Genomic DNA, 22,889 nt, shown 5'->3' on the forward strand with positions numbered 1-22,889 from the left:
CACAACACCCACGCAGTAATCACCAGAGAGCCGGATGCGAGGAAACCCGCACGTCCGGTTCGGGCCGGGGGCCGCCGGAAAAGGACCCGCCACAGCGGCGGGCACCTCGCCGGCGGCCTACCGGGGCGCGGCCCGAATCCGGTCACGAGCTGATCCACCGCACGAGTCGGGGAAACGAGTGAAGACGTGATTGATGCTGCCCGGAAACTGCACCGTCCACCGACGGTGTTCCACCCGTCGGCCGTCGTGGGCCTGCGCCCGCTGAACTTCCCGTACTGCCCGGGCCCGGCGGTCCTGGACCGCCTGCTCCGACTACCCGAACGCCAGCCCGGAGGCGACGTCGCCGGCCGGTTGCTGTGGCTGCCCCGGCTCGGGGTCACGGTGCTGCCGCACGAGCACGTCGCCGAGGGGTGGCTGTGCACGATGACCGGCGCCGACTCCCGCCCGCACCGACTGCCGCCCGGGGTCTTCCTCGTCGCCGACTTCGAGGTCCGCACCGCCTTCACCGCGGACCGCCCCACGGCCGAACTGGAGACGCCGGAGTTCTGCGACGCCTGGCGGGTCCGGCTCGCCGTCCACGGCGGGAACCCGATGCTCGGCGACGCCCTGATCGCCCACCTCGACCCGGCCGACCGCACGGTCGCCACCGCCGACCGGACCGTCCGGACCCGCTCGGGCGCCCGGACCGCAGCCGGCTTCCGGCAGGTCTGCCACCGCCTGCACACCGCGGGCCTGCTCACCGCCCTGTTCACCGACGACACCGGCGACACCGACAGCCGCCGCCGCTACCGGCTCACCCTCCCGACCCCCACCTGGCCACGATGAAGCCCCCGCAACGACAGCCCGCTCCGCCGGGGACGCTGACCGCGATCACGCAGCGGCTCACCGGCGTGCGCCGGCGCAGCATCGGCTTCCCCGGGGCCACCGACCTGGACTTCGACGACCTGCTCCCGCTGCACCGCGAGCTGATCAACAACGTCGGTGACCCGCACTCCGAGGGCCGGTGGCGCGGCCAGACCAAGGACGTCGAACGCGACGTCGTCGCCACCTTCGCCGCCCTGTTCGGCGGCTCGGCGCGGCGGTCGTGGGGCTACGTGACTGCGGGCGGGTCGACCGAGGGCGTGCTGCACGGGATGTGGCTGGGCACCGAGCGGTTCCCCGGCGCGCGGGTGTACTTCTCCGCCGCGGCGCACTACTGCGTCGCGAAGGCCGCCCGGTTCCTGCGCACCGACACCTCCCGGGTCGCGGTCGACGACGGCGGGGAGATGCTCTACGACGACCTCGCCGCCGCCGTCCACGCCCACCGCGACCGGCCCGCACTCGTCGTGGCCACCGCCGGGACCACGATGACCGAAGCCGTCGACGACATCGCCTCGATCCACGAGGTCCTCGACGAGCTCGGCGTGACCGAGCGGCACATCGTCGTCGACGGCGCCCTCGCCGGGCCCGCGCTCGCCCTCGACGGCACCGCCGCGGCACGGCTGCTCGGCGAGCACGGCGGCCGCGGCCGGGCCGATGCCGACGCGGTCTGCTTCTCCAGCCACAAGAGCTTCGCCACCCCGCACGTCAGCGGGGTCGCCCTGACCCGCCGCGACCACGTCCAGGACCTGACCCGCACCGTGGACTACCTCGCCGGCACCGACACCACGATCAGCGGCTCCCGCTCCGGCCACGCCGCGGTCGAGCTGTGGCACGTGCTGGACACCGTCGGCACCGACGGCCTGCGCCTGCGCTCCCGGCGGGCCCGCGACGTCGCCGAGCACACCGTCGCCCGGCTCACCGCGGCCGGCTGGCCGGCCTGGCGGCACCCGCACGCCTGGACCGTCGTGCTCCGCGAACCCCCCGCTGCACTCGCCACCCGGTGGTCGCTGGCCACCAGCGCCGGATGGAGCCACATCGTCTGCGCTCCCGGCGTCACCACCACCCTCATCGACACCTTCGTGACCGAGCTGGTGTCGACCACCCGACACGAGGACGCGCACTCCGCATGACCCGCACTTCGACACAGCCCACCGGCCACCGCTTCACCGACGGGGGGCGGCGATGACCACGACCCCGCACGGCCTGGCCCGCCGCAGCGTCGGCACCGGCACCGTGTGGATCTTCGGGGTGTCGGCGTCGGCACCGATGACCGTGCTCGCCGGGGGCGTGGTCACCACGTTCGCTGTCACCGGGGTCGTCGCGGTTCCGGCGTCGTTCCTCGTGCTGATGGCCGCGCTGCTGCTGTTCTCCGTCGGGTTCGCCGCCCTCGCGCGCGACATCCCGCATGCCGCCACCTTCGCCGCCCACCTCGCCCTCGGGATCGGCCGCCCCGCCGGCGTCGCCGCCGGCGCGGTGGCCGTGCTCGCCTACAACGCCATCCAGATCAGCCTCTACGGGCTGCTCGGCGCCACCGCCAGCGCGCTGCTCGGCGGCCCGTGGTGGGCCTGGGCGCTGGCCGCATGGGCCGTCGTCGCCGGCCTGGGTGTCGGCCACATCGCGCTGAGCACCCGGCTGATCGGCGCGCTGCTGGTCGCCGAACTCCTGGTCATCGCCGCGTTCGACGTCGCCGGGTTCGCCCACCCCGCCGACCCCGCCGAGCTGTTCAGCCCGCTCGCCCCCGACCGGCTCGCCGTCGACGGCGTCGGCGGGGTCCTCGCCCTGGGCGTGGCCGCGTTCATCGGCTTCGAGTCGGTCACCGCCTTCCGCGAGGAGACCACCCACCCCCGCTCGGTGCAGCGCGCCCTGCTCGCCACCGTCACCTTCCTCGGCCTGTTCTACGCCGTGTCCAGCTGGGCGCTCGCCACCGCCGTCGGGCCCACCGACGTCGCCGACGCCGCCCGCACCGCGGGAAGCGACATCCCCTTCACCGTCCTGGCCACCCACCTCGGCGCCGCCGTGGCCGGCTTCGGGCTGGTCCTGCTCGTGCTCTCCATCGTCGGCGCGATGATCAGCTTCCACAACGTGGTCGCCCGCTACGTGTTCGCCCTCGGCCGCGAGGGCGTCCTGCCCTTCGGGTTCGGCACCACCCTCGGCGCCACCAGCGCCGTCCCGGTCGGCGGCTCGATCCTGCAGTCGGTGCTCGCCGCGACGTGCATCCTCGCGTTCGCCCTCGCCGACGCGGACCCGATCGCGATGTTCACCCTGCTCTCCACCCTGGCCGCGATCGGGGTGATGGCCCTGATGATCGCCGCGTCCACCGCGGTCATCGCCGTCTACCGCGCACCGGACCGACCCGGCCGACCGGGCACGGGAGTCCGCCTGGTCGCCCCCGCGGCCGGTGCCACCGCCCTGACCGGCGTCCTCGTCGTCACCCTGGCCAACCTCGGATCGACCCTCGGAGCCGGCGCGCACCTGGCCTGGTTGCTGCCCACCGCCGTCACGACCGTGGCCGCCGCCGGTGCCGGCTGGGCGCTGTGGCTGCGCCGCCACCGCCCCGACGTGTGGGACGCCATCGGCCGCAGCCAGCCCAAACCACTCGCCGTCCTCGACCGAGCCCTCAGCCCCTACGAGCTGTGAAGACCGACATGGACCGCGTCGACGACACCCAACCCCTCGACCTCCCGCGACCCGCACCCACCCCACGGACGGCGTTCGACGGCTACCCCGACCACCTCCGGCCCGACCCCGTGCGCCGCAAGGTCGTCGACCGGCTCACCCTCGTCGGCCGCCGACACGCCCGACACCTCGCCGACCTGCACGCCACCCCGACCCGACCGGGCCCGCACGTCGTCGTGTTCCTCTACCGCCAACCCACCACCGGCGCCGACCAGGTCCGCACCAACGACGTCCGCATCGCCAGCCGGATGTTCCTCGACGGCCCCGACGTCGCCGACCTCCCCACCGTGCTCACCACCCTCCACCAGCGCGCCCGCGAGTACCTCGCCACCGGCCGCTTCGACCCCCGCCGGCACATGAGCGACCGCGCCGAACCGATGACCGCCGCCAGCACCTACCTCGGCGTCGCCACCTCCACCCTGATCCCCCCGCTCCCCGGCACACCCGACACCTCCTGGCAGGGCCTGGCGAGCCTGCACGACGGCACCCGGCTGGCCCTCCGCAGCCGGTCGGCCACCCTGCACCCGATGACCATCACCTCCACCCACACCCTCGACACCGGCTCCCTCGCCCCGGAAGTCCCCTACCCCTGGCGCTGGGCCAGCCGCGAACAGCGCGGACCCGAACTCGGCCGGGCCTGCGACGCCCTCGACCAGCTCCACCTGCTCCTCACCGACACCAACGCCCACCACGCGGCAAGTCGGCGGTAGCCCGGTCTCCGACACCACTCGACCGTGATTAGAACGCATGTTCGATCGACTGGTAGCGTGCCGTCCGGCCGCCGGGACGGGGAAGGTCCCGGCGGCCACCCACCGCTGGTCGAACACCAGAGCGTCACGACCTCGACCACGCCGAGCACTCGCACCCAAGGCAACGCGACCCATGATCAGTCGGCACGTCTCCCGAGCGGGACTACCGAGACAGATCCCAGTCCGTCCGCGTGTTGAAAGTGGACTCGGCAACCTGCCAGCGCACGATCCCGACGGCTCCAACCCATTGATGCGCTGCCGCCCTCGCGCAATGGTTGACAACCGTGGACAGTTGGATCCCAGTCATCGGCACGCTCGGCGGCGTGATCGTCACCGCGACCTCAGCGCTCCTCGTCGCGGCGTTCACGAGTCGCCACCAGCGCGTTACAGCCGACCGACAGCACGAGCACGACAAGCAGAAGGCGCTCCGCGAGGAGCGTCGAATGGTCTTCATCGACTATCTGGCCGCCTACCAGAATCTCTACCTAGCCATCCTCACGTACGCCGATATCCGCTTTCCTGCAGACGGCGAGCCGGGTACTCCATCATCCAGGACCGTGGAGGCCCACTCTCCCAACGAAGCCGCGGCATTTAGCCGTGCCTACCACGCTTTGACGATCACCGCTGGCCCGGCAACGCGAGACGCCGCACACCACGCCACCGGCACATTGTGGAAACTGGCCGAGATGGCCGCAGCCGCGACAAGCCGTGCCGAGTTCGAGGACTGCAAGCGAGCTGCCCGACCTCATCGGGTACAGACTCGGCAAGCGATGCGTGCCGAACTCGGCGTTCCCTAACCACGAGCACTTCTCATTAGGCCAGCTGGCCAGGGCAGGGGACCTGAGCAGCTTCGCCGAGCCGAGCGGTTCGGAGTAGAGATGGCGGATCCCGCGCAAGAACCTCAGCTCTTGGGCCGGGCGCTCGCCAGCTCGCCGCGCCCGTCCTGTGTTAAGCGACAAGAGCTGCGGCGATTTCTTACCATTGGACGACAGGATGGCGCCGTTTCGTGGCACGGCGGCGCGACTCACGATGCTCCGCGCTAGCTACCAGCCGAGCTCGTGGACAGATTGCCGTTGAGCATTGCTCAGGTGAGATCCGGCAGAGCAACCGTTGCTTACTGCGCGACGGAATCCGGAGTCGACCGTGCGTCGGATCTCGTCGATGTCGAACCCGTCCACGCCCAGGTGTCCTGCGCACGCACCGACGAGAGCGGATCGCGCGGTGGACTCCGCCAGCCCGCCTGCCGCGATCAGGTCACCGAGTCGCGCTGCAGCCCGAACAGCGTCTGGTTCCGCTGGCCCACCAGAGCGACCGCAACCTTGTCGGCCTCGCCACGAACGACAGCGCTGACGTACGCCGACGTGTCGCGGCCGGTCGGCAGGACGACCCTGCTCGCATCGTTGCCCTGCGCGTGCCGAAGACGGGCCAGAAGCCAGCCCGGAACGGGCAGCGGGTCGACCGACGCGACGACCCGGTAGCGGCCGTTGGCCAGCACAGAACCCGGACCGACGACGTAGCCGCCCGCAGCCCGGGTGTCGACGTGCGGTCCGAGCCGGCCGACCGTGCTGCTCACACGGACGTCCTGCGGCAGGCGGAAGTAGAGGTGCTCGCCACGCGGGGTCGCGACGGTGAACGTCGCCCGCGGGATCGCCGTGTCGGCGGCACGAGCGACCGCGGCGAGCGTTCGACGACCGTCGCAGACGCGGCCGGCGGTCGAGCCCTCGCGGGCGCTGTCGAGATCGACCACCAGGAGTCCTGACGGGCCGGTCGCGATGCCGATGTTGTAGGGGGCGGCCCGCCAGATCCGCCGGATGACGTCCGGGTCGAGGGTGGCGGCTCCCTCCCAGTCCTGCCGGACGGCGGGCCGCTTGTTCCTCGGGCGCAGCGGGAAGACGTGCATCCCACGCGCGGCCAGTTGCAGCGCAGCGCGCATCAGTCGGTCACCACGCGCGTAGCCGCTCACGGCTCACCTCGTCTACGTCGGACACGGCGGAGGATCCGCACCCTTGTGGACCGTCCGGCCCGCGACGTGGTCGCGGCGTGGCTACTCAACGTGAGCCGTTCGGAGCACCTGGTCGCGAACGGCCACGAACGATCAGAGCGGGTTGGTACCCCTGTGCCGGTCCCGAACAGCGCAGGTCAGCTCGTCGGCCCACGCGGTGACCACGCAGCAACCACAGGACGACCACGGCGCAGCAGCACCATCCGCGACACCCGCCACCGATCTGGAGCGACCGACCATGACGTCCACCGTTCTGCCCGCGCAGCCGGCGAGCGGCCACGCACCCCGCATCCCGCCGGTGCGCCGGCGCGGGTCGACGCGGCTGCTCCTGCTCGGGGTCGTGCTGGCGGTGCTCGGCGCGCTGTCGGGCGTCGTCCTGCTGCAGGTAAGTTCGCAGCGCGAGCCGGTCGTGGTGATGGCCACGACCGTCCCCTTCGGCCAGACCGTGGCCCGGGAGCACCTCCGGGAGGTCGCGCTCGCCGCCGACTCCGGGCTCACGACGGTGCCGTGGACCGAAGTGGACTCCGTCGTCGGTCGGATCGCCACGACCGACCTCCTCGCCGGTCAGGCCGTCACGCCGGACGCGGTGACCACGACCAGGCTGCCGACGGCGGGGAACGCCGTGGTCGGCGTGTCGGTCCAGCCCGGACGGCTACCGGTCACCCCGCTCCAGGTCCGCGACGAGGTGCTCGTGGTTGCGATCGACGATCCCGGCGTCCCGCAGCGGGCGACTGTCCTGCGGGTCGGCGAGCCGGACGCCGCGGGCAGGCGCACGGTCGACCTGCTCGTCGACGAGGGCGTGGGTGTCGAGTTGGCGCGCATCTCGGCCGAGGACCGCGCCGTGCTCGTGCACGTGGCCGGGCGGTGAGCCGTGCTGATCAGCTTCGTCTCGGCCAAGGGCAGCCCGGGGGTGACGACCACGGCCCTCGCCATCGGGGCGGTGTGGCCGCGGCGGGCCGTGGTCGCCGACGTCGACCCGTTCGGTGGTGACGTGGCCGCCGGTCTCGGTCGCGGGTCCTGGCCGGCGGGTGCCGGACTGATGGAACTGGTGCTCGACGCGCGCACCATGCCGGTCGAGGCGGCGTTGCCGCAGCGGGTCTTCCGGCCGGCAGCGCACTGCCCGTACGCGTTGGCCGGCTTCGGCCAGCCGGGGCAGGCCGGCGGGATGCCGTGGCGTGAGGTCGCCGACGCGTTCGCCAGGTCGACCGACGTAGACGTGCTCGCCGACTGCGGGCGGTTCACCCCGACCGACGGAGTGGTCCCGCTGCTGCGGCGCAGCGACGTGCTGGTGCTCGTCACGCGCTCGACGCTGCCGGCGGTCCGGGCGGCCGCCCGGCTAGCCCCGTTGCTGCGGGCGCTGGGGCCGGCCGAGCCGGGCGACCCGCGGTTGACGGTGCTGATGGTGGCACCCGACCGGCCGTACTCGGGCGCCGAGATCGCCGGGGCCTGCGAGGCCCCGCTGCTGGGCGAGCTTCCGTACGACCCGCGCACGGCAGCGGTGTGGAGCGACGGGTCGCCTCCCGGCCGAGGGCTCACCCGTACCCCGCTGCAGCGGCAGGCGCGGCGAGCGGCCGAGCTTCTCTCCGGCACCTCGGCACGACCCACGGCCGTCACTGGCGGTGCGCGATGAGCGCCCCCGGGCCGACCCGTCCCGCGATGGCGGCCCGTCGCGGGTCCGTCGATCCCGAGCTGGTGCGACGGGTGCAGGCCGCGGTGCTGGAGCGGATGGCCGCGCAGCCCAGACGTGACGGGCTCAGGCCGGCCGACGAGCGGCAGCTGGTCCGGAGCTGGATCGCCGACGAGCTGGCCGTCGAGGCGCGCCGCCGGATGACCGTGGGCGAGTCGCAGCTCGACCGGGTCAGCGAGGGATCGCTGGTCCGGGCGGTGGAGAACACGATCTGGGGGTTGGGCCGGCTGCAGGCGCTGCTCGACCTGCCCGAGGTCGAGGACATCCACATCGTCGGGTGCGACGTCCCGCTGCTGCGGATGAGCGACGGGACGCTGCGCAGCGCGGACGCCCCGGTCGCCGACACCGACGCGGAACTGGTAGCGCAGCTGCAGCACATCGCCGCCCACCACGGATCGTCGGAACGGGCGTTCTCGCCGTCGCAGCCCTGTCTGAACATGCAGCTCCCGGACGGGTCGCGGCTCGCGGCCATCCGGGACGTGTCGGCGCGTCCGGTCGTGACGATCCGGCGGCACCGCATGGTCGACGTGTCGCTGGTCGATCTCGTGCGGGCCGGCACGGTCTCGGCGGAGATGGCCGAGTTCCTCGCCGCGATGGTCGTGGCCCGGCGCAACATCCTCGTCACCGGCATGCCCGCGGTCGGCAAGACCACGCTCCTGCGGGCGCTGGCCCACCGGATCCCGCCGCACGAGGGCGTGGCGACCCTGGAGACCGAGTTCGAGCTGAACTTGCACCGGCTCCCCCACCGGCGCCCGGTGCTGATTGCCCTGGAGTGTCGCCCGGGCTCGACCGAGGTCGATCCCGCGACCGGTCGCAGGGCCGGCGAGCTGACGCTGTCGGACCTGCTGCACCAGGCGCTGCGGATGTCGGTGACCCGGGTGGTCGTCGGCGAGGTCCGCGGCGACGAGGCCCTGCCGATGCTGGAGGCGATGAACGCCGGGATGCCCGGCTCGATGTGCACCCTGCACGCGGGATCGGCGGGCGACGCGTTCGAACGGCTGGTCACCGCCGCGTTGAAGGGCGCCGGCCGCGGCTGGTCGGACAGCTTCGTGACCCGCCTCGCGGCCCAGGGCATCGACTACGTCGTGCACCTGCGCCACCTCGACCACCCACAGCTGGGCAGGCGCCAGCGGTTCGTCTCCGAGATCGCCGAGGTGACCGACGTCGGGGAGTCGGGCGGGGTCGCGATGAACCGGATCTTCGCCCCGGACGGCAGCGGTGATCCGCGGGCCCGGTTCCGGATGGCGCCGCAGGTCCGGTGGCCGTTCGAGGAGGCCGGCATCGATCTCGGGTTCCTGCACGGCCCGGCGGAGCGGCGGTGGGTCGGATGAGCGCGCCGGCGATCCTCGCCGCCGGCGCCGGTGCCGCGCTGGCGGCCGGGCTCGTCTTGATCATCACCGCCCTGCGGACGGGCACCGTCCGGCCCCCGGCCCTGGTAGGCCCTGCGCCGAGGTGGCGACGACGCCTTCGGGCGGTCCACGCGGCGAGCCTGGCCCCGGGACGGTCACGCATCCAGCAGTGGCGGCGGGCCGGGAGCTGGGCGGCGGCCGGGGTCCTCGTGTGGGTCGTGTCCGGTTGGCCGGTCGCCGGTGTCGCGCTGATCGTGGTCGGGTTGTGGCTGCCGTGGCTGCTCGGATCCGCGCGCGTCGTGCAGGACCGGATCGCCCGGCTCGAGGCCCTGGAGACGTGGTGCCGGCGGATGGCCGACACGCTGACCGGCGGCGGCGCCATCGGCCTCGCGCAGGCCGTCACGGTCACCGCTCCGCACCTCGACGAGTCGATCGGGCCCGCGGTCCGGGTGCTGTCCAGGCAGCTGCGGGAGGGTCATGACATCGGCGCCAGCCTGCGCGAGTTCGCCGACGCCGTCGACGACCGGGTGGGCGACACGGTCGCCGCCGCGCTGCTGCTCGCACTGCACCAGCAGACGACCGGCGCGGCCCGGGTGCTGCGCCAGCTCGCCGAGGGCGTGGCGCGCGACGTGCGTGCGCGGCGCGAGATCGAGGCGGCCCGGGCGGAGTCGCGCCAGTCGATCAGGATGCTGCTGCTCATCCAGGCCGGGCTGCTCGTGCTGCTGGCGCTGGTTCCCGGGTTCGCCGCGCCCTACCGGACCTCGACCGGTCAGCTCGTGATGGCGGTACTGCTCGCCGGGACGGTCGCGGTCCTCGTGTGGATGCGGCGGCTGGCGGTCGGCCGTCGTGCGTCCCGCTTCCTCGTGACGCCGGCGGGCCCGCGATGAGTCCGCTGCTGGTGCTGGCACTCGCTGCGGGCGCGCTCACCGGGGTCGGCGTGGCCGCCGCCATCGCCGCGTTCACGCCGCGCCACCCGCGGCTCGTCGATGCCCTCGCCGCGCTGGACGAGCGGGCCGCCCGGTCGGCCGTCCCGAACGAGGACGACACCGCGTCGACGTGGCGGTTCCTGCTGCCGCTCCTGCGCCGGATCCCCGGTTCGGCACCCGCGAGCGACCTCGAGCTGCTGGGGCTGACCCGCGAACGCTTCCTGCTCGGGCGCACCGCGGCGGCGCTGACCTACTTCGCGGCGGGGCCTGCCCTCGCCGGCACGCTCGCCGTCCTGGACACCGGTCTTCCCCTCGCGGTGCCGGCGGTGTTCAGCGTCCTCGGAGCCGTCGTCGGCTGGACCGGTCACGCCCGGCGCGTCACCGAACGGGCCGACGCCGCGCGCGAGGAGATGCGCGCGACGCTGGTGTCGTACCTGCAGCAGGTCGGCCTGCTGCGGGCGGGCGGCGCCGGGATCGCCGCCGCCCTGACCCTGCCGGCCCGGCTGCTCGACGACAGCTGGGCGATGCGCCGGCTGCGCGACGAGCTGGACCTAGCCGAGCGGTCCGGGGAGATGCCGTGGGAGGGCCTGGCCCGCTTCGCCCGGCGGATCCAGGTCACCGAGCTGGCCGACCTGTCGGCCATCGCGGCGACCGCCGGGCAGGACGGCGGAACCGTCGTCGGCACCCTCCTCGCCCGCGCCGAGAGCCTGCGCGACGAACTCCTCGCCGACGAGCACGCCGACGCGCACCAGGCGACCGGGCAGATGAGCACACCCGGCGCCATCCAGGTCTTCCTGATCGCGGCGTGGGTCCTGTTCCCCGCCGGGGTCGCACTGCTGAGCAGCACGTGAGAACCAACCCCCAGGAGAAGATGATGAAGAACATCCGTGACCGGTTCGCCTTGCTCGTCACCGAGGTGACGATGGCCCTGCGTGGTCGGCTGGAGCCCGTGGACGAGCGCGGCGGCGGCCGCAACACCGACGAGGGCTTCCACATCTCCGGCGGCGCCGTCGTCGCCGGAGCGATCGCCGCCGGAGTCGCCGCGTTCGTCGCGCGGAGGCTCGGCGCCCTGGGCTGAGCTGGTGGACGCCGCTCATCCCGTGGTTTGCGACGCCGGCCGGGAGGAACGCGGAGGGGCGACCAGCGTCGAGATGGCGTTGCTGTGGAGCGCCATGCTCACCCTGATCCTGGCGGTCGTCCAGGTGGCCCTGGTGTTCTACGCGGGGCAGCTCGCGCTGACCGCCGCGCAGGACGGGCTCCGCTCCGGGCGCGCCTACCAGGCAGCGACCGCGGACGCGGCCCGCCGGGACGCGCAGGCGTTCCTCGACCGGGCGGCCGGAAGCGCCCTGCTCAACCCCGACGTCACCGCCATGGTCGAGCCCGCCACCGGGACCCTGCGGGTGACGGTCACCGGCGACGCGCCGTCGCTCCTGCCGGGCTTCACCATGCCGGTGTCACGGGAAGCCGTGGGCGGGATCGAACGGGTCGGACCGTGATCGGCGGTCGAGCCGAGGGGCACGCCGTGCTCACACCCGGCTGCCATCGGGTGCCGGGACAGGATGCCAGTGAACGCGGCGGGGCCGCGTCGGTGGAGGCCGCGATCCTCGCGATCGCGGTCGGACTCCTGATCGCGCTCGCGATCGCGGGAGGGCGGCTGGTGTCGGCCGAGTCGGCCGCCGACCACGCCGCTCGGGCGGCGGCCCGGGTCGCCTCCTTGCAGCGCGACCCGGCCACGGCGCAGCACCTGGCGGTGGACGCGGCCCGGCGAAGCCTTGCCGAGCAGGGGCTGGCCTGCGACGCGCTGACCGTCGTCGTGGACACCTCCGAGTTCGGCCGCCCGCTCGGTGCCCCGGGCGTGGCCCGGGCCAGCGTCACCTGCGCCGTCCGCTGGTCCGACCTGGGACTGCCCGTCGTGGCCGGCAGCCGCGAGATCGCCGCCGAGTTCGTCAGCCCCCTCGACCAACTGCGGGAGCGAGCATGATCGTCGAGGACGTCGAGCGGGGCGGGGGCGCGGTCAGCGTCCCGATGGCCGTGGCCGTGCTGGCGATGATCCTGGCCATCGGGCTGGCCGTCGACGGTGTCCGAGCCGCCCAGGGCCTCGCTCACGCCGACGCCGTCGCCGAGGAAGCCGCCCGGGCCGCGGGCCAGGCGCTCGACACCGCGGCGCTGATCGGCGGGGTCGCTGCGGTCGAGCCCGCACAGGCGGCCGCCGCGGCCCGGTCCTACCTCGACGCGGCGCAGGCGACCGGCACCGTCACGGTGACCGCGCCCGACACCATCCGGGTCGAGGTCACCCTCACCCGGCCGACGATCCTGCTCGGCCTGATCGGGCAGGACCAGATCACCAGCCGTGGATCCGCGGAAGCCATCCTCGTCCCCACCGTCCCGGGAGCCGGGCCATGAACCGTCCTGCCAGGCTGCTCCGCGCGACCGCATCGGCCGCCGCGCTGCTGTTCGTCCTCGTGGCGCTACCGGTCGCCCTCTGGCACCTCGGGCGGCCGCTGCTCCCCGACGAGCTGCCCAGCCGGGAGCAGATCGTCGAGGCGCTGACCCGACCGGACGACGGCAGCCTGCTGATCGGGCTCCTGGTCCTGATCGGCGCCACGGCGTGGCTGGTGCTGGCCGTCTCCATCCTCGCCGAGCTCGCATCCGTGGCCCTGCGGCGGCCGGTGCTGCAGATCGGTCTTCCCGGCTTCCGGTTCAGCCGAGGCGTCGCCGCCACGCTGGTGGCCGCCCTGCTCGGGCTGGGCGGCGCTCCCGCGCTGGCCGCGCCGGCCGCCGCCACCACCGCTGTCACCGCGCCGGACCGGTTCGACCCCGGATCCACCGCGGACGAGCCAACCCCCGAAGGGCCGGTCCACACGGTCGCCGACCGGGACACGCTCTGGCGGATCGCCGAGCGGGAACTCGGCGACCCGCTGCGCTGGCGGGAAATCTACGACCTCAACAAGGGCCGCCCCCAGCCCGACGGCGGCATCCTCACCGAGGCCTCGCTGCTGCACGCGGGCTGGACGCTCGTGCTCCCCGCCGACACCCGGCCCAGCACGCCACGAGCGACAGTCACCCCCGGGGACACGCTGGGCGGCATCGCGCAGGACAGGCTCGGCTCCCCCGACCACGCCGACGAGATCTTCCAGGCCAACCGCGGCCGCCCCCAGGCCGACGGGCAGGTCCTCACCGACCCCGACGTCATCCATCCGGGGTGGATCCTGACCATCCCGGCACCGGTCGAGCCCTCCCCACCCGCACCGCCACCCACACCGACAACCGTTCCCCCGCCGCCCTCGTCGTCGGTTGTGCCCACCACTCCAATACGCCCGGTTCCGCCGGAGGCGCTCCCGTCCGAGCCAGCACCGCCCGACGACGCCGACCAGCTGGACGGCGCCGCGCTACCGGTGGCGCTGGTGGCCTCGTCGATCGTGGTGGGCGGGGTGATCAGCGCGCTGGCGGTGCGGCGTCGGCGCCAACTGCGCGCGCGGCCGGCCGGTCATCGGATCGCCGTGCCGTCCGACCAGGCAGGACGGCTGGAGTGGATCGGCTCCCACCAGCCTCCGCCCGCAGTCGACATCGCGTTCGTCGACGCCGGACTGCGCTCGCTCACCCTCACCGACTGGACCGACCGCGACCTGCCGCAGCTGCGATCGGTCCAGCTCTCGCCCGACGCCGCCGTCCTCACCCTCGCCGCCGACGCGGCCCTGCCCGACCCGTTCGCCAGCCGGGGCGCCGCAACAGAGTGGGGGCTCGTCCCGTCCGCGGCCCTTCCCCTCGCGCCGGACGAGGTCGGCGGGTACTGCGCCCCGTTCCCGCTGCTCGTCTCGGTGGCCACCGACCCCGACGACGCCACCCTGCTGCTCGACCTGGAGCAGCTCGGCGTCATCGCGCTGACAGGTCCCTCGGACCGGACCACCGGACTGCTCCGCCACGTCGCCGCCGAGCTGGCCAACAGCCGCTGGGCCGAGGACGTCGAGGTCCTGATGGTCGGATTCGGCACCGAGCTCGTCGCGCTCAACCCCGAGCGGCTGTGCTCGGTCCCCGATCTGGCCACCGGCCTCGAGGAGATCCGCCTCCGGATCCGCGCCGCGCAGGCCAGCGTCCGGCAGCTCCCCATCGACTCGGTCCTCGACGGCCGCATGCGCGACATCGCCGCGGACGCCTGGCTGCCCGTCGCGCTGCTCGCCGCCGTCGAACCGTCCCCGGACGAGCGGGACGCCATCGCCGGCCTCGCCGACGAGTTCGCGACGCAGGGCCGCCTCGCTGCCGTCGTCGTCATCACCGCGGACGTTCCCCGCGCGACCACGATCGACGTCGCGAACGACGGCGCCCTCACCCTCACCGACGTGAACGGCGGCCCGTGGACCGCCGAGTCGATGACCGAGGAGACCGGCGCCGGGCTGGCCGCGATCCTCACCCCGACAGGCCACCCCCACCCCGAGGCCGGACCGGCCGCCGAGCGGCACCAGCGGTGGGCGGTCGACATGAACTCCGACGGCAGCCTCGCGCCGGTCACGACGCCCGCCACCGAAGTCGGAGCTGATCCGGATCCGGCGTCCGGACCTGCCTCCACCGGCGCTCCAGCCCTCCGGCCGGTCCCGCAGCCGGCGCCCGACCCCGAAGCGGTGCGCAGACTGACGATCGTCGACCACCAGGATCCCGACCTCGACGAGGACCTGCGACGCTGGACCGCCGACGGCAAGCCGGCCGTACCGCTGATCGCGATCCTCGGGAATCCGGAGGTCAGGGCCCCGGGGGAGCTGCCCTCCGCACGACCCGGGTGGTTCACCGAGGTCCTCGTGTACCTGAGCCTGCACCCGGCCGGGGTCTCCATCCCGAAGGCGCTCACCGATCTGTGGCCGGAGGGCAAGCGGGTCAGCGTCGCGACGGTGCGCCACGCCTTCTACGGCGCGCGCCGCTGGGCCGGCCGCGGCCTCGACGGCGACCCGGCCGCCACTTTCGTGTCCGATATGCAGCACGACAGCACCTACCGGATCCGCGGTCACCTGCTGGACTGGGACCTGTTCCGCCGCTTGCGCAAGCGCGCCCAGGCCCGCGCCGCCGCGCACCACCCCGGAGCCGTCTCCGACTACCGGGCCGCCCTGGACCTGGTCCGCGGGCCGGTGCTGAGCGGGCTGCGCCACGCCGGCTATGCCTGGCTCAACAACCACGACCAGCGCCACGACCTGCAGATCCCCGGCTTCATCGTCGACGCCGCCCACGAACTGGTCGACCTCGCCCTGGCCACCGGCGACACCGCGCTCGCCCGGCACGCCGCGGAGACCGCCCGCTCCATCGACATCGACGTCGCCTTCGACCGGCCGCTGACCGACCTGATGCGCATCGCCCACGCCGAGGACAACCCCTCGGAGATGGAGCGCTACGCCGAGATCCTGCTCGACGCCCGCGACTTCGACGTCCCGGAGGAGCTCCCGCCCGAGACGTTCGCGGTGCTCGACGAGCTGATGCCCAACGGACCACGACGGCGCCGGCCATGACACCGCCCGAAGCGGCGGTCGTCACGAACGCCGTGGCCGCGGCGGTCGTCGGCGGGCCGGCGGTCATCCTGCTGGCCCACGGCTCGCTCATGCGGCCGTTTCCGCCGGGCGCCGTCGACCGTGCCGCGGCAGGGGCTGCGGCCGGGCTCGCCGTCGCGGCTCTCGCCGCTCGCGGACCCGCACTCGCGATCGTCGGCCTCCCGCTGATCGTCTTCGGGCTGGCGGCGGCCAGTGTCGACGCGCTGGAACGGCGCCTGCCGGACCGGCTCACCGGCCCGCTGCTCATCTGCACCGCCGTCGCCGTGCTCGGGGTCGCGCTGATCATCGACGACCTCGTCGGGGCTGTCCGGGCGGCGGCAGCCGGCGTCCTCCTCACCGGGATCACGCTCGCCCTCAAGGGCGTCCGGAGCGCCGCGATCGGCTGGGGCGACGTCAAGCTGATGCCCGGCCTCGGCGCGGCGCTGGGGTGGGCGAGCTGGGACGCCCTGCTGACCGCAGCCGTGCTCTGGGCCCTGCTCATCACCCTGACCGCCGTATTCGGAGCCGGATCGGGCAGGGACGACGTCGTCCCCTACGGGCCGGCGTTGCTGGCCGGCGCGCTCGGCGGCCTCGCCGTGGCCGGCTGAGGTCCGACGCCGCAGATGTAGCGCAGCCCGGTCTCGGCCGTCGCCGGGCGCTGCGGCGCGCCCGGCCGTCGGGGGACCGGAGCCGGCGATGCGGTCGCCGCGGAACTCGGGCCAGGTGGCGCCGTTTCGGGTCCGGCCTCCGGGGCCGGTGGCCGGACGACGAGCGGTGCGTCCAGGTCGACGTCGGCGAACCGGGCGCGGATGGCGGCGTCGGTGCGCCGGTCCAGACCGCGCAGGTGACGCGCCACCACGCGGGCGTCCGGCTGGGCGGGATCGAGGTTCTCGACGAACGCGGCCAGGTCGACCCGGTCGGGCACGCGCGGCAGGCGGACGCGGGCGTCGGTCACCGCCCACGGCGCCAACGCTGCGGCCGGCTGGGTCATGACGTGCTGGCGCAGCGCCTCGGCCAGCTGCCGAGAGCCGACACGTGCCCCGACGGCCCCGAGACTCGGCACGTGCCCGACGACGGCCCATCCCGTGCCGCCGGCCGTCGCCAGGGACGCCACGTCCGCCCATCGTGGCCCGCCGGTCAGTAGCTCGCGGGCCGTGGTGAACGTCCGGGTGTCGATCGGCTGGGGCAGGTCAGCGGCGGAGGTGGGCGTAGTCGCGCCGGTGGCGGTGTCAAGGGCCGCCCAGCCACCGGCGATGTCCCGCGCCGCGTCGGCGCGGGCGTCGCGGCCCTGCCGGCCGCGGGCCGCGTGCCGGTGCCGGGCGATGGCGTCGGCGATGAAGGTGGCGATGTGCGCCAGTTGGTAGAGCTCGTGGCCGGGAACGACCAGCATCGGGTAGTCGGGGCTGCTCACCGGATCCTTCCTTCGGAGAGTCGGGGGCTGCTCGGGGCGGGAGACGCGGCGGTCCGGCGGGCGGCGGAGACCGTCCGCCCGGGAGCCGCTCGGACGCCGCTCGGTGGAGCGGCGAACGCCTTCGCGGCGTCCTCGACCGCACGCTGCCGGCGCGGCGCGCCGTCGGGCAGGCGGAAGGTCGTCCGGGCCAGCAACTCCGCCTCACGCAAGGCGACCAGGGTCGAGGCGAACGCAGGGATGTCGCGGACGTCGAACACGATCCGCCCGATCGTCAGGCGCAACGACCCGTGCTCACCCCGACCCTGGATCAGCTTGCCGACCACCGAGGGCACGCCCGTGGCCTCGACCACGATCGCGGGCTCGCCCATCCCGCGGGTCGGCGCGACCCGCTGTCCGGCAGGGGTCCGGGAGAGCCGCACGGCGGCGCCGGACATGTCGTGGAAGGCGCGCGCGAAGGCCTGCGCCGTGTCCGTGCCGTGCATGTAGATCAACGCCCGACCGATCCGGACGCTCACCGCGGCGCAGTCGGTCCTGGCGTCGTGCGCGGCCACGGCGGTGTCCTGGTCACCGACGAGGGTCAACACCACGCCGACCGCCTGTCGGCTCTGTTGCCGCATACCCGCCCTCCTCGATGCCGCCGCGGACGCTCATCCGCGCGGCTGGCGTGACGGTGGCTGCTCGACCGTGCGGTCACGTGGTCCGACTGCAACGCGGCCGTGGTCTGGCGCATGGCCGCCCACGCGTTCCGGCGCCGGCGTCGCACCCTGGTCGTCGTCAGCCAGTCCCGTGGCCGACCACCGTTCGACCACATCAGCGCTCGCCGATGCGGCCGTGGCCTGGTGCGGGCGACCGTGCTCCCGCTGCCAGGCTGCGATCTCCCGGAGCAGCGCGGTGAGCGCGACGGCCAGGGCGACCACGCCGTCGAGGTCGCCCTCACCCGCCACCCGCCGTTGCCGGATGAGCAGGTGGGCCGTCCGGCGCAGGTTCGACGTCGACGAGCCCGGCCGGCCGGGCGACGAGCGCGGTGGCCGGGAGGCACGGTCGAACAGGTCCGCCGCGGTGCCCAGATCGGTTCCGGAACCGGGCCAGCCACGCAGAGCGGTCAGGAGGTCGGCGGCCGCGTGCGCGATCTCCGCCGGGTCCTCGCCACCACCGGCTGTCCGGCGAGCATCGGCAACGGTCCGCTGCGCCCGTTCCGCCGCCCTTCGTGCCGCGGGGAAGGCCGGACGCCCTCCGGGTCCCGGCGCGTCCAGCTCGGCCCATCGCCGCAGCAGCTTGGGCAGCGAGAGGTCGGGGGCGAGCTTGCTGCCGCTGTAGCGCACGGGCACGCCAGCGGAGCTGACGTCGTCGGCCAGGCCCACGGTGAAGCCGATCGGGTCCCCGGACGGTGCCCGGCGCAGCTCCGCGACGTAGCCGGCCTCGCGCAGCGCGGCGATGAACGAGTCCGCGTCCCCGGCCACGACCGCCGCCTCGCGCACCGCCCTGGCGAGCTCGATCCGCACCGGTTCCCGCCGGCCCCGCCGGCGCGCCTTCTCGATCTCTCCCCGGTTCGGAGCCCGCGCCGCCGTCCCGTCGCCTGCCGCGGTCGGTGTGAGCCCGAGGCGGTCCTCGATCCTGCGCGCAGCCTCCCGCAGCCGCGGGTAGTCCCGGTGCGGCCAGAAGCGGCGCGCGGTATCCTGCCGGACCAGCACGGCGGCGATGTGGATGTGGTCCTCGGCGTGCCGCACCGCCACCCACCGCGGGCCACCCGGATCGTCACGTCCGGCGATGCCGGCGGCGTCGAGCAGCTCCCGGGCCACCTCCGCCCACTCCGCATCGCTGAGCACGCGGTCGGTCGCCGCGAGCCGCGCCGAGCAGTGCCAGACGTAGCCGCGCCTGCCGGTCTCGTCGGCCTCCTCCGGCAGTCCGGCCGCGACAGCCGGCGCGCGTAGTGCGCGGATCAACGGACCGAGCGCCAGGTCCCACTCCCCCGGACCGGTCCGGGCCGGTTGCCAGGCCGCGTCACGACCGTCCCAGCTGGCGATCACCCGCGGGTTCCGGTGCTCCTCGGCCCGACCCGGCCCCATCAGGTAGGCGATCAGCCCACCTGGGCGCCACCCGTGCACCACCTTCGTGATCATCGAGGTGCGTCGTCGACAGCCCGGTCGATCAACTCGTCCAGCCGAGCCAACACGTCATCGAGCGGCCGCGTCACCGCGGCCCCACCCGCGGCCGGACCGACCTCGGCGACGACCCGCCGGGCGAGCGCCACGTCCAGCCGGACCCGGACCAGCTGCCGCAGCACCTCGCGCCGCGACATCCCCAGCTCCCACTCCGTCCGATCAGCGGCTCGGACAGCTGCCTCGCCCGCCCACGCGCCGACGGCGAGCCCGGCGAGATCGGCGGTGCGGCGCACGGCATCGAACTCGTCGTCGTTGAACCGGACGAGCACTTGCCGACGACGCGGCACGGGGGCGTGACGGCGCCGACGCATCGCGGACCGCGGCGGCTCGGAGACCATGCCGCGACGGTGCGGACCGATGTGGCTAAGCCGTGGCCACGCGCGGTCTGCTGCTTCCTCCAGTCGCCGAGCACGTCTTCCTTGTGGTGCCGCCGAACCACAGAGGATCGGGACGGCCATTCGGCCGAGCTGTCACCGAACCGGCCACGGACGACCACCGGAGCTGGTAGCCATGTCCTGCCTCGTCGACGCGGCCACACCGGCATCTACCTGCATGACCACGCCTGGACCACGCAGCGACCACACGTCGACGGAGCCTGCGTGAGAGCCACCAGCACCGGGAGCAACGAGATGAGCATGATCCTTCGAGCGGCGGTCGTCGTGGTGCTCGTCGCCGTCGCCGCGGCGTGCGGCTCCGCTCCCGACCCCGCGTCGGTACCGGCTCCGGCACCAGTTCCGGCTCCGATCGAGCCGCCCAGCGACGAGGCCCGAGCCGGCGACGCCGCACTGACGACCTACAACCAGTTCTGGACGGTGGCCGAGCAGGCCCTCAACGCACCCACCTCCCGGGACTGGACCACCGAGCTGGAGGCCGTCGCCAGCGGACAGGCCCTCGAGTCCCTCCTCGCCGACATCGAGAACTACGCCGCCTACCCCGCCCACAACGAGGGCACCGTCGAACGAGCACCCACCATCCGCTCCGCAACCACCGACTCCGTCGCCATCGTCGACTGCGTCGACATGACCGACTACCTGCTCATCGCCGACGAGACCGGCGAGGTCCTCACCGACACCGCCAACCAGGTCCCCCGCTTCCAGTTCCACGCCCAGGTCGAACAGGCCCAGCCCGGACGATGGCTGGTCGACCGGACACGACCGGCCTGGGACGAACCGTGCTGACGGCGATCAGCGGGGCACTCGCTCCTGCGCTGCTGCTGGCCGTGGTCGCCGTCGTCCCGCAGCAACCACCGAACCGCTGCGAGGTCGGCAACGGCATCGGCCAATGCCTCGTCGACGCCATCGACCCCGGACGACCCGGCGGCCCACGCACACAACCCCGGAGGAGTGACAGCGACCGCGCCGGCGACCGCGGCCGCGCGTCCACCGAGCCGGTCGACGCGGAGCCTCCCCCGCCCCCGCTGATCGTCAGGGGACCGATCCCCGGTGCGCTCGGCCAGGGCACCGTGCCCGCCATCCCCGCGGACCCGGCCCCACCGGCACCGGCAACTGACCCCGCCGTCGTCGCGCAGCAGGCGATTGAACTCCTCGACCTCCGCGGCCCACAGATCCGGATGTCGGCCACCGGCACGGCGTTCATCGGAGTCCCGCTGTGGCTCTGGATCGACCAGGGCCCGACCTTCACCGGGCCGCTGTCGGCCACCGCCGCGGCCGGCACCGCGACCGTCACCGCCACCGGCCGGCTCCTCGCCGTCGAGTGGAGCCTCGGACCACCCGGCGCCCGCGTCCGGTGCGCCGGCCCGGGAACCCCGTGGACAGGCGAACCCGGCCCGTCCCCGGACTGCGGGTACAGCTACGAACAACGCTCCCTGCCCGAACGCACCAACGGCACCGGCCGCTGGCCGGTCACCGCGACCAGCGTCTGGCAGGTCGACTGGGCCGGGACGTCCGCCGGAGCGCCCGTCACCGGAACCGAGACCGTGCGCATCCCGACCGAGACCTCTCTTGCAGTCGGCGAGATCCAGGTCCTCGTCACCGGAAGCTGATCCGGTGGCCGATTGCGCCCAGCGAGCTTCCGGATCGGCCGGGCACGATCAATCCTTGTCCAACTCCTTCGACGCCGCGACGATTCTCTTCTCCTCCGCGGTCGGCAGCCGGAACTGACCGCGCGCAGGGCTGACGAGATGGCCGCGCCCGCACGCCCGATGCAGCGCCACCGTGATCGTGGCGATCGACGTCATCCGCCCCGCAGCCGCCAACCGCGTCCGGATCATGCTCGCGGTCACCACCTCCGAGACCTCGATGACCTGCAGGACAGCGCGACTGATGGAGGTCTGGTCCCCGATCACCCGGGTACGACCCCAGTCCGCCGCCTCCGCGATCCGACGCGCAGCGCTGACCAGCTCCGGCGGGAGGTAGATGGGGTGGTCCGCACGACGATGCGAGTCGACGTCATCAGCGATCGCCTCCAGATGCCGCGTCACCTCTCCGACCTGCCAATAGCTCCTGCTCATCGTCACCGCCGTTCCTCGAATCCCCGCATCCGCGTCACGAGAAGCTAGCGCCGCAACACCATTATTACGTGGTGTAAGTGATAATCCGCGCTCGCCGGTAGGTCAGATCCGGCGACCGACATGGAGTCGTAAGATGTGAAATGTCCACGTCGCACGAGTCGACCGCTGGCCTCCGACGAGCGACCACTTGCAGGCGGGATAGGAGCGGGTAAGCCAGTCAGGCCGGCGGCAGACGACTCGGCGACCACACGTCAGGTTCCACCGGCGACTACTCGCGCCGGCAGCCGGGTCCTCTCGCTCATGGGACCTCCTCGCTGCCGGTGACAGCGCCCGTGACCCACGGGCCGAGTGCGTTGATCTCGCCCGACCCGTTCAGCGGCCAGCTCTGGCCCGGTGGTCGAACCCGTCGGTAGCCTGGCCCCGCCGTGCTCCCCCGCGGCCGTATCCGACGCCGTCGCCAGCAGGGAGCACCCAGATGCCCGCCTTCAGGGCCATGTCCGCCGGCTGCGGCGGCTTCACCCCCGACCACGACCTGCCCTGCGACCGAGAGGTCACCGCCACCGGGCTGTGGTTCTCCAGTTACCGATCCACGGCCTGGCAGGCCTTCGCCTGCGAGCACCACGCCCACCTGCTCATCGCCCCTCGCCGCCTATTCCCGCGCGACCACGACACCCTGCTCCGCCGTCACCAGCGCGCACACGGCCAACACACCGGAGACCGCTACGCCGGTGAACATGACGGGCCGCTGGCCCGCGGAGCCCAGGCCGGACGGCTCGTCGCCCGGGCAGAAGCGTGGGCAGCGCGACACCCGCTCAAGCCCAGCAACGACTGATCGCCAGCAGGGCTGAACCGTCGCCCGCCGACGCCATCCGACCACTCCGGACGCCGCTCGCGCAGCCTCGGGAACGCCCCGTTCCCGAAGTCGAGCCAGAAGCTGTGCTTCTGGCATATCTCGCTGCTCCTTTGCCGGCGTGTTCAGCGTGAATGAACCGTCGTCACAACGAACCCGACGCCTTTTGGTTGTTGACGATCGTGATCGGGTCCGGTTCGCAGCAGACTGCCCGGGCATGGAACCACATGAACGTCCGG

Annotated in this window: 25 protein-coding genes; 19 read left to right on the plus strand and 6 right to left on the minus strand. The window is 73.7% G+C overall.

What is annotated here, in order from left to right:
- The first annotated feature begins 225 nt into the window (after positions 1 to 225).
- From KIK08_RS25280 to KIK08_RS25300, 5 genes are all read left to right on the plus strand, one after another.
- A complete protein-coding gene (locus KIK08_RS25280) occupies positions 226 to 825 on the plus strand; it encodes a hypothetical protein (RefSeq protein ID WP_214405744.1) in 600 nt (199 codons plus the stop codon).
- Positions 822 to 1,991 carry a histidine decarboxylase gene (locus KIK08_RS25285; protein ID WP_214405745.1) on the plus strand — a complete coding sequence of 390 codons (1,170 nt, stop codon included), beginning with the start codon at positions 822 to 824 and terminating at the stop codon, positions 1,989 to 1,991. The genes KIK08_RS25280 and KIK08_RS25285 overlap by 4 nt, the downstream gene beginning before the upstream one ends.
- Positions 1,992 to 2,043: 52 nt before the next feature.
- Entirely contained in the window at positions 2,044 to 3,498 is a 1,455-nt protein-coding gene (locus tag KIK08_RS25290; RefSeq protein ID WP_214405746.1) for an APC family permease, read from the plus strand.
- 8 nt (positions 3,499 to 3,506) lie between these two features.
- A complete protein-coding gene (locus KIK08_RS25295) occupies positions 3,507 to 4,247 on the plus strand; it encodes a hypothetical protein (RefSeq protein ID WP_214405747.1) in 741 nt (246 codons plus the stop codon).
- A 323-nt stretch (positions 4,248 to 4,570) separates the two neighbouring features.
- Positions 4,571 to 5,083, plus strand: coding sequence for a hypothetical protein (locus tag KIK08_RS25300; protein WP_214405748.1), 513 nt, complete (start codon positions 4,571 to 4,573; stop codon positions 5,081 to 5,083).
- Positions 5,084 to 5,535: 452 nt separating this feature from the next.
- Here the strand turns inward: KIK08_RS25300 and KIK08_RS25305 are convergent, their stop codons facing one another.
- Positions 5,536 to 6,219: a bifunctional DNA primase/polymerase gene (locus KIK08_RS25305; protein ID WP_214405749.1), complete on the minus strand. Its 684-nt coding sequence runs from the start codon at positions 6,217 to 6,219 to the stop codon at positions 5,536 to 5,538.
- Between the two features lie 307 nt (positions 6,220 to 6,526).
- Here KIK08_RS25305 and KIK08_RS25310 point away from each other — a divergent pair, with 307 nt between their 5' ends.
- Genes KIK08_RS25310 through KIK08_RS25360 form a run of 11 tightly spaced genes read left to right on the plus strand, consistent with a single transcriptional unit; the run spans position 6,527 to position 16,365 of the window.
- Positions 6,527 to 7,156, plus strand: a complete 630-nt coding sequence (locus KIK08_RS25310; protein ID WP_214405750.1) for an SAF domain-containing protein — start codon at positions 6,527 to 6,529, stop codon at positions 7,154 to 7,156.
- Between the two features lie 3 nt (positions 7,157 to 7,159).
- On the plus strand, positions 7,160 to 7,918 hold the full coding sequence (locus KIK08_RS25315) for a CpaE/TadZ family protein (RefSeq protein ID WP_214405751.1): 759 nt from the start codon (positions 7,160 to 7,162) through the stop codon (positions 7,916 to 7,918).
- Complete coding sequence (locus tag KIK08_RS25320; RefSeq protein ID WP_214405752.1) at positions 7,915 to 9,306, plus strand: TadA family conjugal transfer-associated ATPase; 1,392 nt, start codon at positions 7,915 to 7,917, stop codon at positions 9,304 to 9,306. Before KIK08_RS25315 ends, KIK08_RS25320 begins: the two co-directional genes overlap by 4 nt.
- On the plus strand, positions 9,303 to 10,211 hold the full coding sequence (locus KIK08_RS25325; RefSeq protein WP_214405753.1) for a type II secretion system F family protein: 909 nt from the start codon (positions 9,303 to 9,305) through the stop codon (positions 10,209 to 10,211). Before KIK08_RS25320 ends, KIK08_RS25325 begins: the two co-directional genes overlap by 4 nt.
- Entirely contained in the window at positions 10,208 to 11,101 is an 894-nt protein-coding gene (locus KIK08_RS25330) for a hypothetical protein (RefSeq protein ID WP_214405754.1), read from the plus strand. The genes KIK08_RS25325 and KIK08_RS25330 overlap by 4 nt, the downstream gene beginning before the upstream one ends.
- Positions 11,098 to 11,328: a hypothetical protein gene (locus tag KIK08_RS25335; RefSeq protein WP_214405755.1), complete on the plus strand. Its 231-nt coding sequence runs from the start codon at positions 11,098 to 11,100 to the stop codon at positions 11,326 to 11,328. The genes KIK08_RS25330 and KIK08_RS25335 overlap by 4 nt, the downstream gene beginning before the upstream one ends.
- Positions 11,329 to 11,350: 22 nt before the next feature.
- A complete protein-coding gene (locus KIK08_RS25340) occupies positions 11,351 to 11,746 on the plus strand; it encodes a TadE family protein (RefSeq protein ID WP_308257876.1) in 396 nt (131 codons plus the stop codon).
- Positions 11,747 to 11,796: 50 nt separating this feature from the next.
- Positions 11,797 to 12,231: a TadE/TadG family type IV pilus assembly protein gene (locus KIK08_RS25345; protein WP_308257877.1), complete on the plus strand. Its 435-nt coding sequence runs from the start codon at positions 11,797 to 11,799 to the stop codon at positions 12,229 to 12,231.
- Positions 12,228 to 12,653, plus strand: coding sequence for a hypothetical protein (locus tag KIK08_RS25350; RefSeq protein WP_214405757.1), 426 nt, complete (start codon positions 12,228 to 12,230; stop codon positions 12,651 to 12,653). The genes KIK08_RS25345 and KIK08_RS25350 overlap by 4 nt, the downstream gene beginning before the upstream one ends.
- The gene (locus KIK08_RS25355; RefSeq protein WP_214405758.1) at positions 12,650 to 15,739 is read left to right on the plus strand and encodes a LysM peptidoglycan-binding domain-containing protein; all 3,090 of its coding nucleotides are present in this window, start codon (positions 12,650 to 12,652) and stop codon (positions 15,737 to 15,739) included. Before KIK08_RS25350 ends, KIK08_RS25355 begins: the two co-directional genes overlap by 4 nt.
- Complete coding sequence (locus KIK08_RS25360) at positions 15,736 to 16,365, plus strand: prepilin peptidase (RefSeq protein WP_214405759.1); 630 nt, start codon at positions 15,736 to 15,738, stop codon at positions 16,363 to 16,365. Before KIK08_RS25355 ends, KIK08_RS25360 begins: the two co-directional genes overlap by 4 nt.
- Here KIK08_RS25360 and KIK08_RS25365 read toward each other — a convergent pair.
- Genes KIK08_RS25365 through KIK08_RS25380 form a run of 4 tightly spaced genes read right to left on the minus strand, consistent with a single transcriptional unit; the run spans position 16,311 to position 19,599 of the window.
- On the minus strand, positions 16,311 to 17,168 hold the full coding sequence (locus KIK08_RS25365) for a hypothetical protein (protein WP_214405760.1): 858 nt from the start codon (positions 17,166 to 17,168) through the stop codon (positions 16,311 to 16,313). The genes KIK08_RS25360 and KIK08_RS25365 overlap by 55 nt on opposite strands.
- Positions 17,165 to 17,785: a hypothetical protein gene (locus KIK08_RS25370; RefSeq protein WP_214405761.1), complete on the minus strand. Its 621-nt coding sequence runs from the start codon at positions 17,783 to 17,785 to the stop codon at positions 17,165 to 17,167. Before KIK08_RS25370 ends, KIK08_RS25365 begins: the two co-directional genes overlap by 4 nt.
- Before the next feature lie 30 nt (positions 17,786 to 17,815).
- Positions 17,816 to 19,288, minus strand: a complete 1,473-nt coding sequence (locus KIK08_RS25375; protein WP_214405762.1) for a relaxase/mobilization nuclease domain-containing protein — start codon at positions 19,286 to 19,288, stop codon at positions 17,816 to 17,818.
- Positions 19,285 to 19,599 carry a hypothetical protein gene (locus KIK08_RS25380; protein ID WP_214405763.1) on the minus strand — a complete coding sequence of 105 codons (315 nt, stop codon included), beginning with the start codon at positions 19,597 to 19,599 and terminating at the stop codon, positions 19,285 to 19,287. Before KIK08_RS25380 ends, KIK08_RS25375 begins: the two co-directional genes overlap by 4 nt.
- A gap of 366 nt (positions 19,600 to 19,965) precedes the next feature.
- On the opposite strand from KIK08_RS25380, the gene KIK08_RS25385 reads away from it, so the two are divergent.
- Both KIK08_RS25385 and KIK08_RS25390 read left to right on the plus strand, forming a co-directional pair.
- Complete coding sequence (locus KIK08_RS25385) at positions 19,966 to 20,508, plus strand: hypothetical protein (protein ID WP_214405764.1); 543 nt, start codon at positions 19,966 to 19,968, stop codon at positions 20,506 to 20,508.
- Complete coding sequence (locus tag KIK08_RS25390; protein WP_214405765.1) at positions 20,502 to 21,332, plus strand: hypothetical protein; 831 nt, start codon at positions 20,502 to 20,504, stop codon at positions 21,330 to 21,332. Before KIK08_RS25385 ends, KIK08_RS25390 begins: the two co-directional genes overlap by 7 nt.
- 48 nt (positions 21,333 to 21,380) lie before the next feature.
- Here the strand turns inward: KIK08_RS25390 and KIK08_RS25395 are convergent, their stop codons facing one another.
- On the minus strand, positions 21,381 to 21,806 hold the full coding sequence (locus KIK08_RS25395; RefSeq protein WP_214405766.1) for a hypothetical protein: 426 nt from the start codon (positions 21,804 to 21,806) through the stop codon (positions 21,381 to 21,383).
- 469 nt (positions 21,807 to 22,275) lie between these two features.
- On the opposite strand from KIK08_RS25395, the gene KIK08_RS25400 reads away from it, so the two are divergent.
- Positions 22,276 to 22,632 (plus strand): hypothetical protein, encoded by a 357-nt coding sequence (locus tag KIK08_RS25400; RefSeq protein ID WP_214405767.1) that lies wholly within the window; start codon positions 22,276 to 22,278, stop codon positions 22,630 to 22,632.
- Positions 22,633 to 22,889 lie beyond the last annotated feature (257 nt).

Origin of the sequence: Pseudonocardia lacus (genome assembly GCF_018531445.1) — a bacterium.
In the GTDB taxonomy this organism is placed as follows: Bacteria; Actinomycetota; Actinomycetes; order Mycobacteriales; family Pseudonocardiaceae; genus Pseudonocardia; species Pseudonocardia lacus.

What these genes read in the sequence shown, in the direction of transcription:
- KIK08_RS25325 (WP_214405753.1), top strand. Translation starts at nt 9,303, where the DNA reads ATGAGCGCGCCGGCGATCCTCGCCGCCGGCGCCGGTGCCGCGCTGGCG.
- KIK08_RS25400 (WP_214405767.1), top strand. Translation starts at nt 22,276, where the DNA reads ATGCCCGCCTTCAGGGCCATGTCCGCCGGCTGCGGCGGCTTCACCCCC.
- KIK08_RS25375 (WP_214405762.1), bottom strand. Translation starts at nt 19,288, where the DNA reads ATGATCACGAAGGTGGTGCACGGGTGGCGCCCAGGTGGGCTGATCGCC.
- KIK08_RS25310 (WP_214405750.1), top strand. Translation starts at nt 6,527, where the DNA reads ATGACGTCCACCGTTCTGCCCGCGCAGCCGGCGAGCGGCCACGCACCC.
- KIK08_RS25360 (WP_214405759.1), top strand. Translation starts at nt 15,736, where the DNA reads ATGACACCGCCCGAAGCGGCGGTCGTCACGAACGCCGTGGCCGCGGCG.
- KIK08_RS25330 (WP_214405754.1), top strand. Translation starts at nt 10,208, where the DNA reads ATGAGTCCGCTGCTGGTGCTGGCACTCGCTGCGGGCGCGCTCACCGGG.
- KIK08_RS25295 (WP_214405747.1), top strand. Translation starts at nt 3,507, where the DNA reads ATGGACCGCGTCGACGACACCCAACCCCTCGACCTCCCGCGACCCGCA.
- KIK08_RS25350 (WP_214405757.1), top strand. Translation starts at nt 12,228, where the DNA reads ATGATCGTCGAGGACGTCGAGCGGGGCGGGGGCGCGGTCAGCGTCCCG.
- KIK08_RS25320 (WP_214405752.1), top strand. Translation starts at nt 7,915, where the DNA reads ATGAGCGCCCCCGGGCCGACCCGTCCCGCGATGGCGGCCCGTCGCGGG.
- KIK08_RS25355 (WP_214405758.1), top strand. Translation starts at nt 12,650, where the DNA reads ATGAACCGTCCTGCCAGGCTGCTCCGCGCGACCGCATCGGCCGCCGCG.
- KIK08_RS25385 (WP_214405764.1), top strand. Translation starts at nt 19,966, where the DNA reads ATGATCCTTCGAGCGGCGGTCGTCGTGGTGCTCGTCGCCGTCGCCGCG.
- KIK08_RS25305 (WP_214405749.1), bottom strand. Translation starts at nt 6,219, where the DNA reads ATGCGCGCTGCGCTGCAACTGGCCGCGCGTGGGATGCACGTCTTCCCG.
- KIK08_RS25285 (WP_214405745.1), top strand. Translation starts at nt 822, where the DNA reads ATGAAGCCCCCGCAACGACAGCCCGCTCCGCCGGGGACGCTGACCGCG.
- KIK08_RS25290 (WP_214405746.1), top strand. Translation starts at nt 2,044, where the DNA reads ATGACCACGACCCCGCACGGCCTGGCCCGCCGCAGCGTCGGCACCGGC.
- KIK08_RS25370 (WP_214405761.1), bottom strand. Translation starts at nt 17,785, where the DNA reads ATGCGGCAACAGAGCCGACAGGCGGTCGGCGTGGTGTTGACCCTCGTC.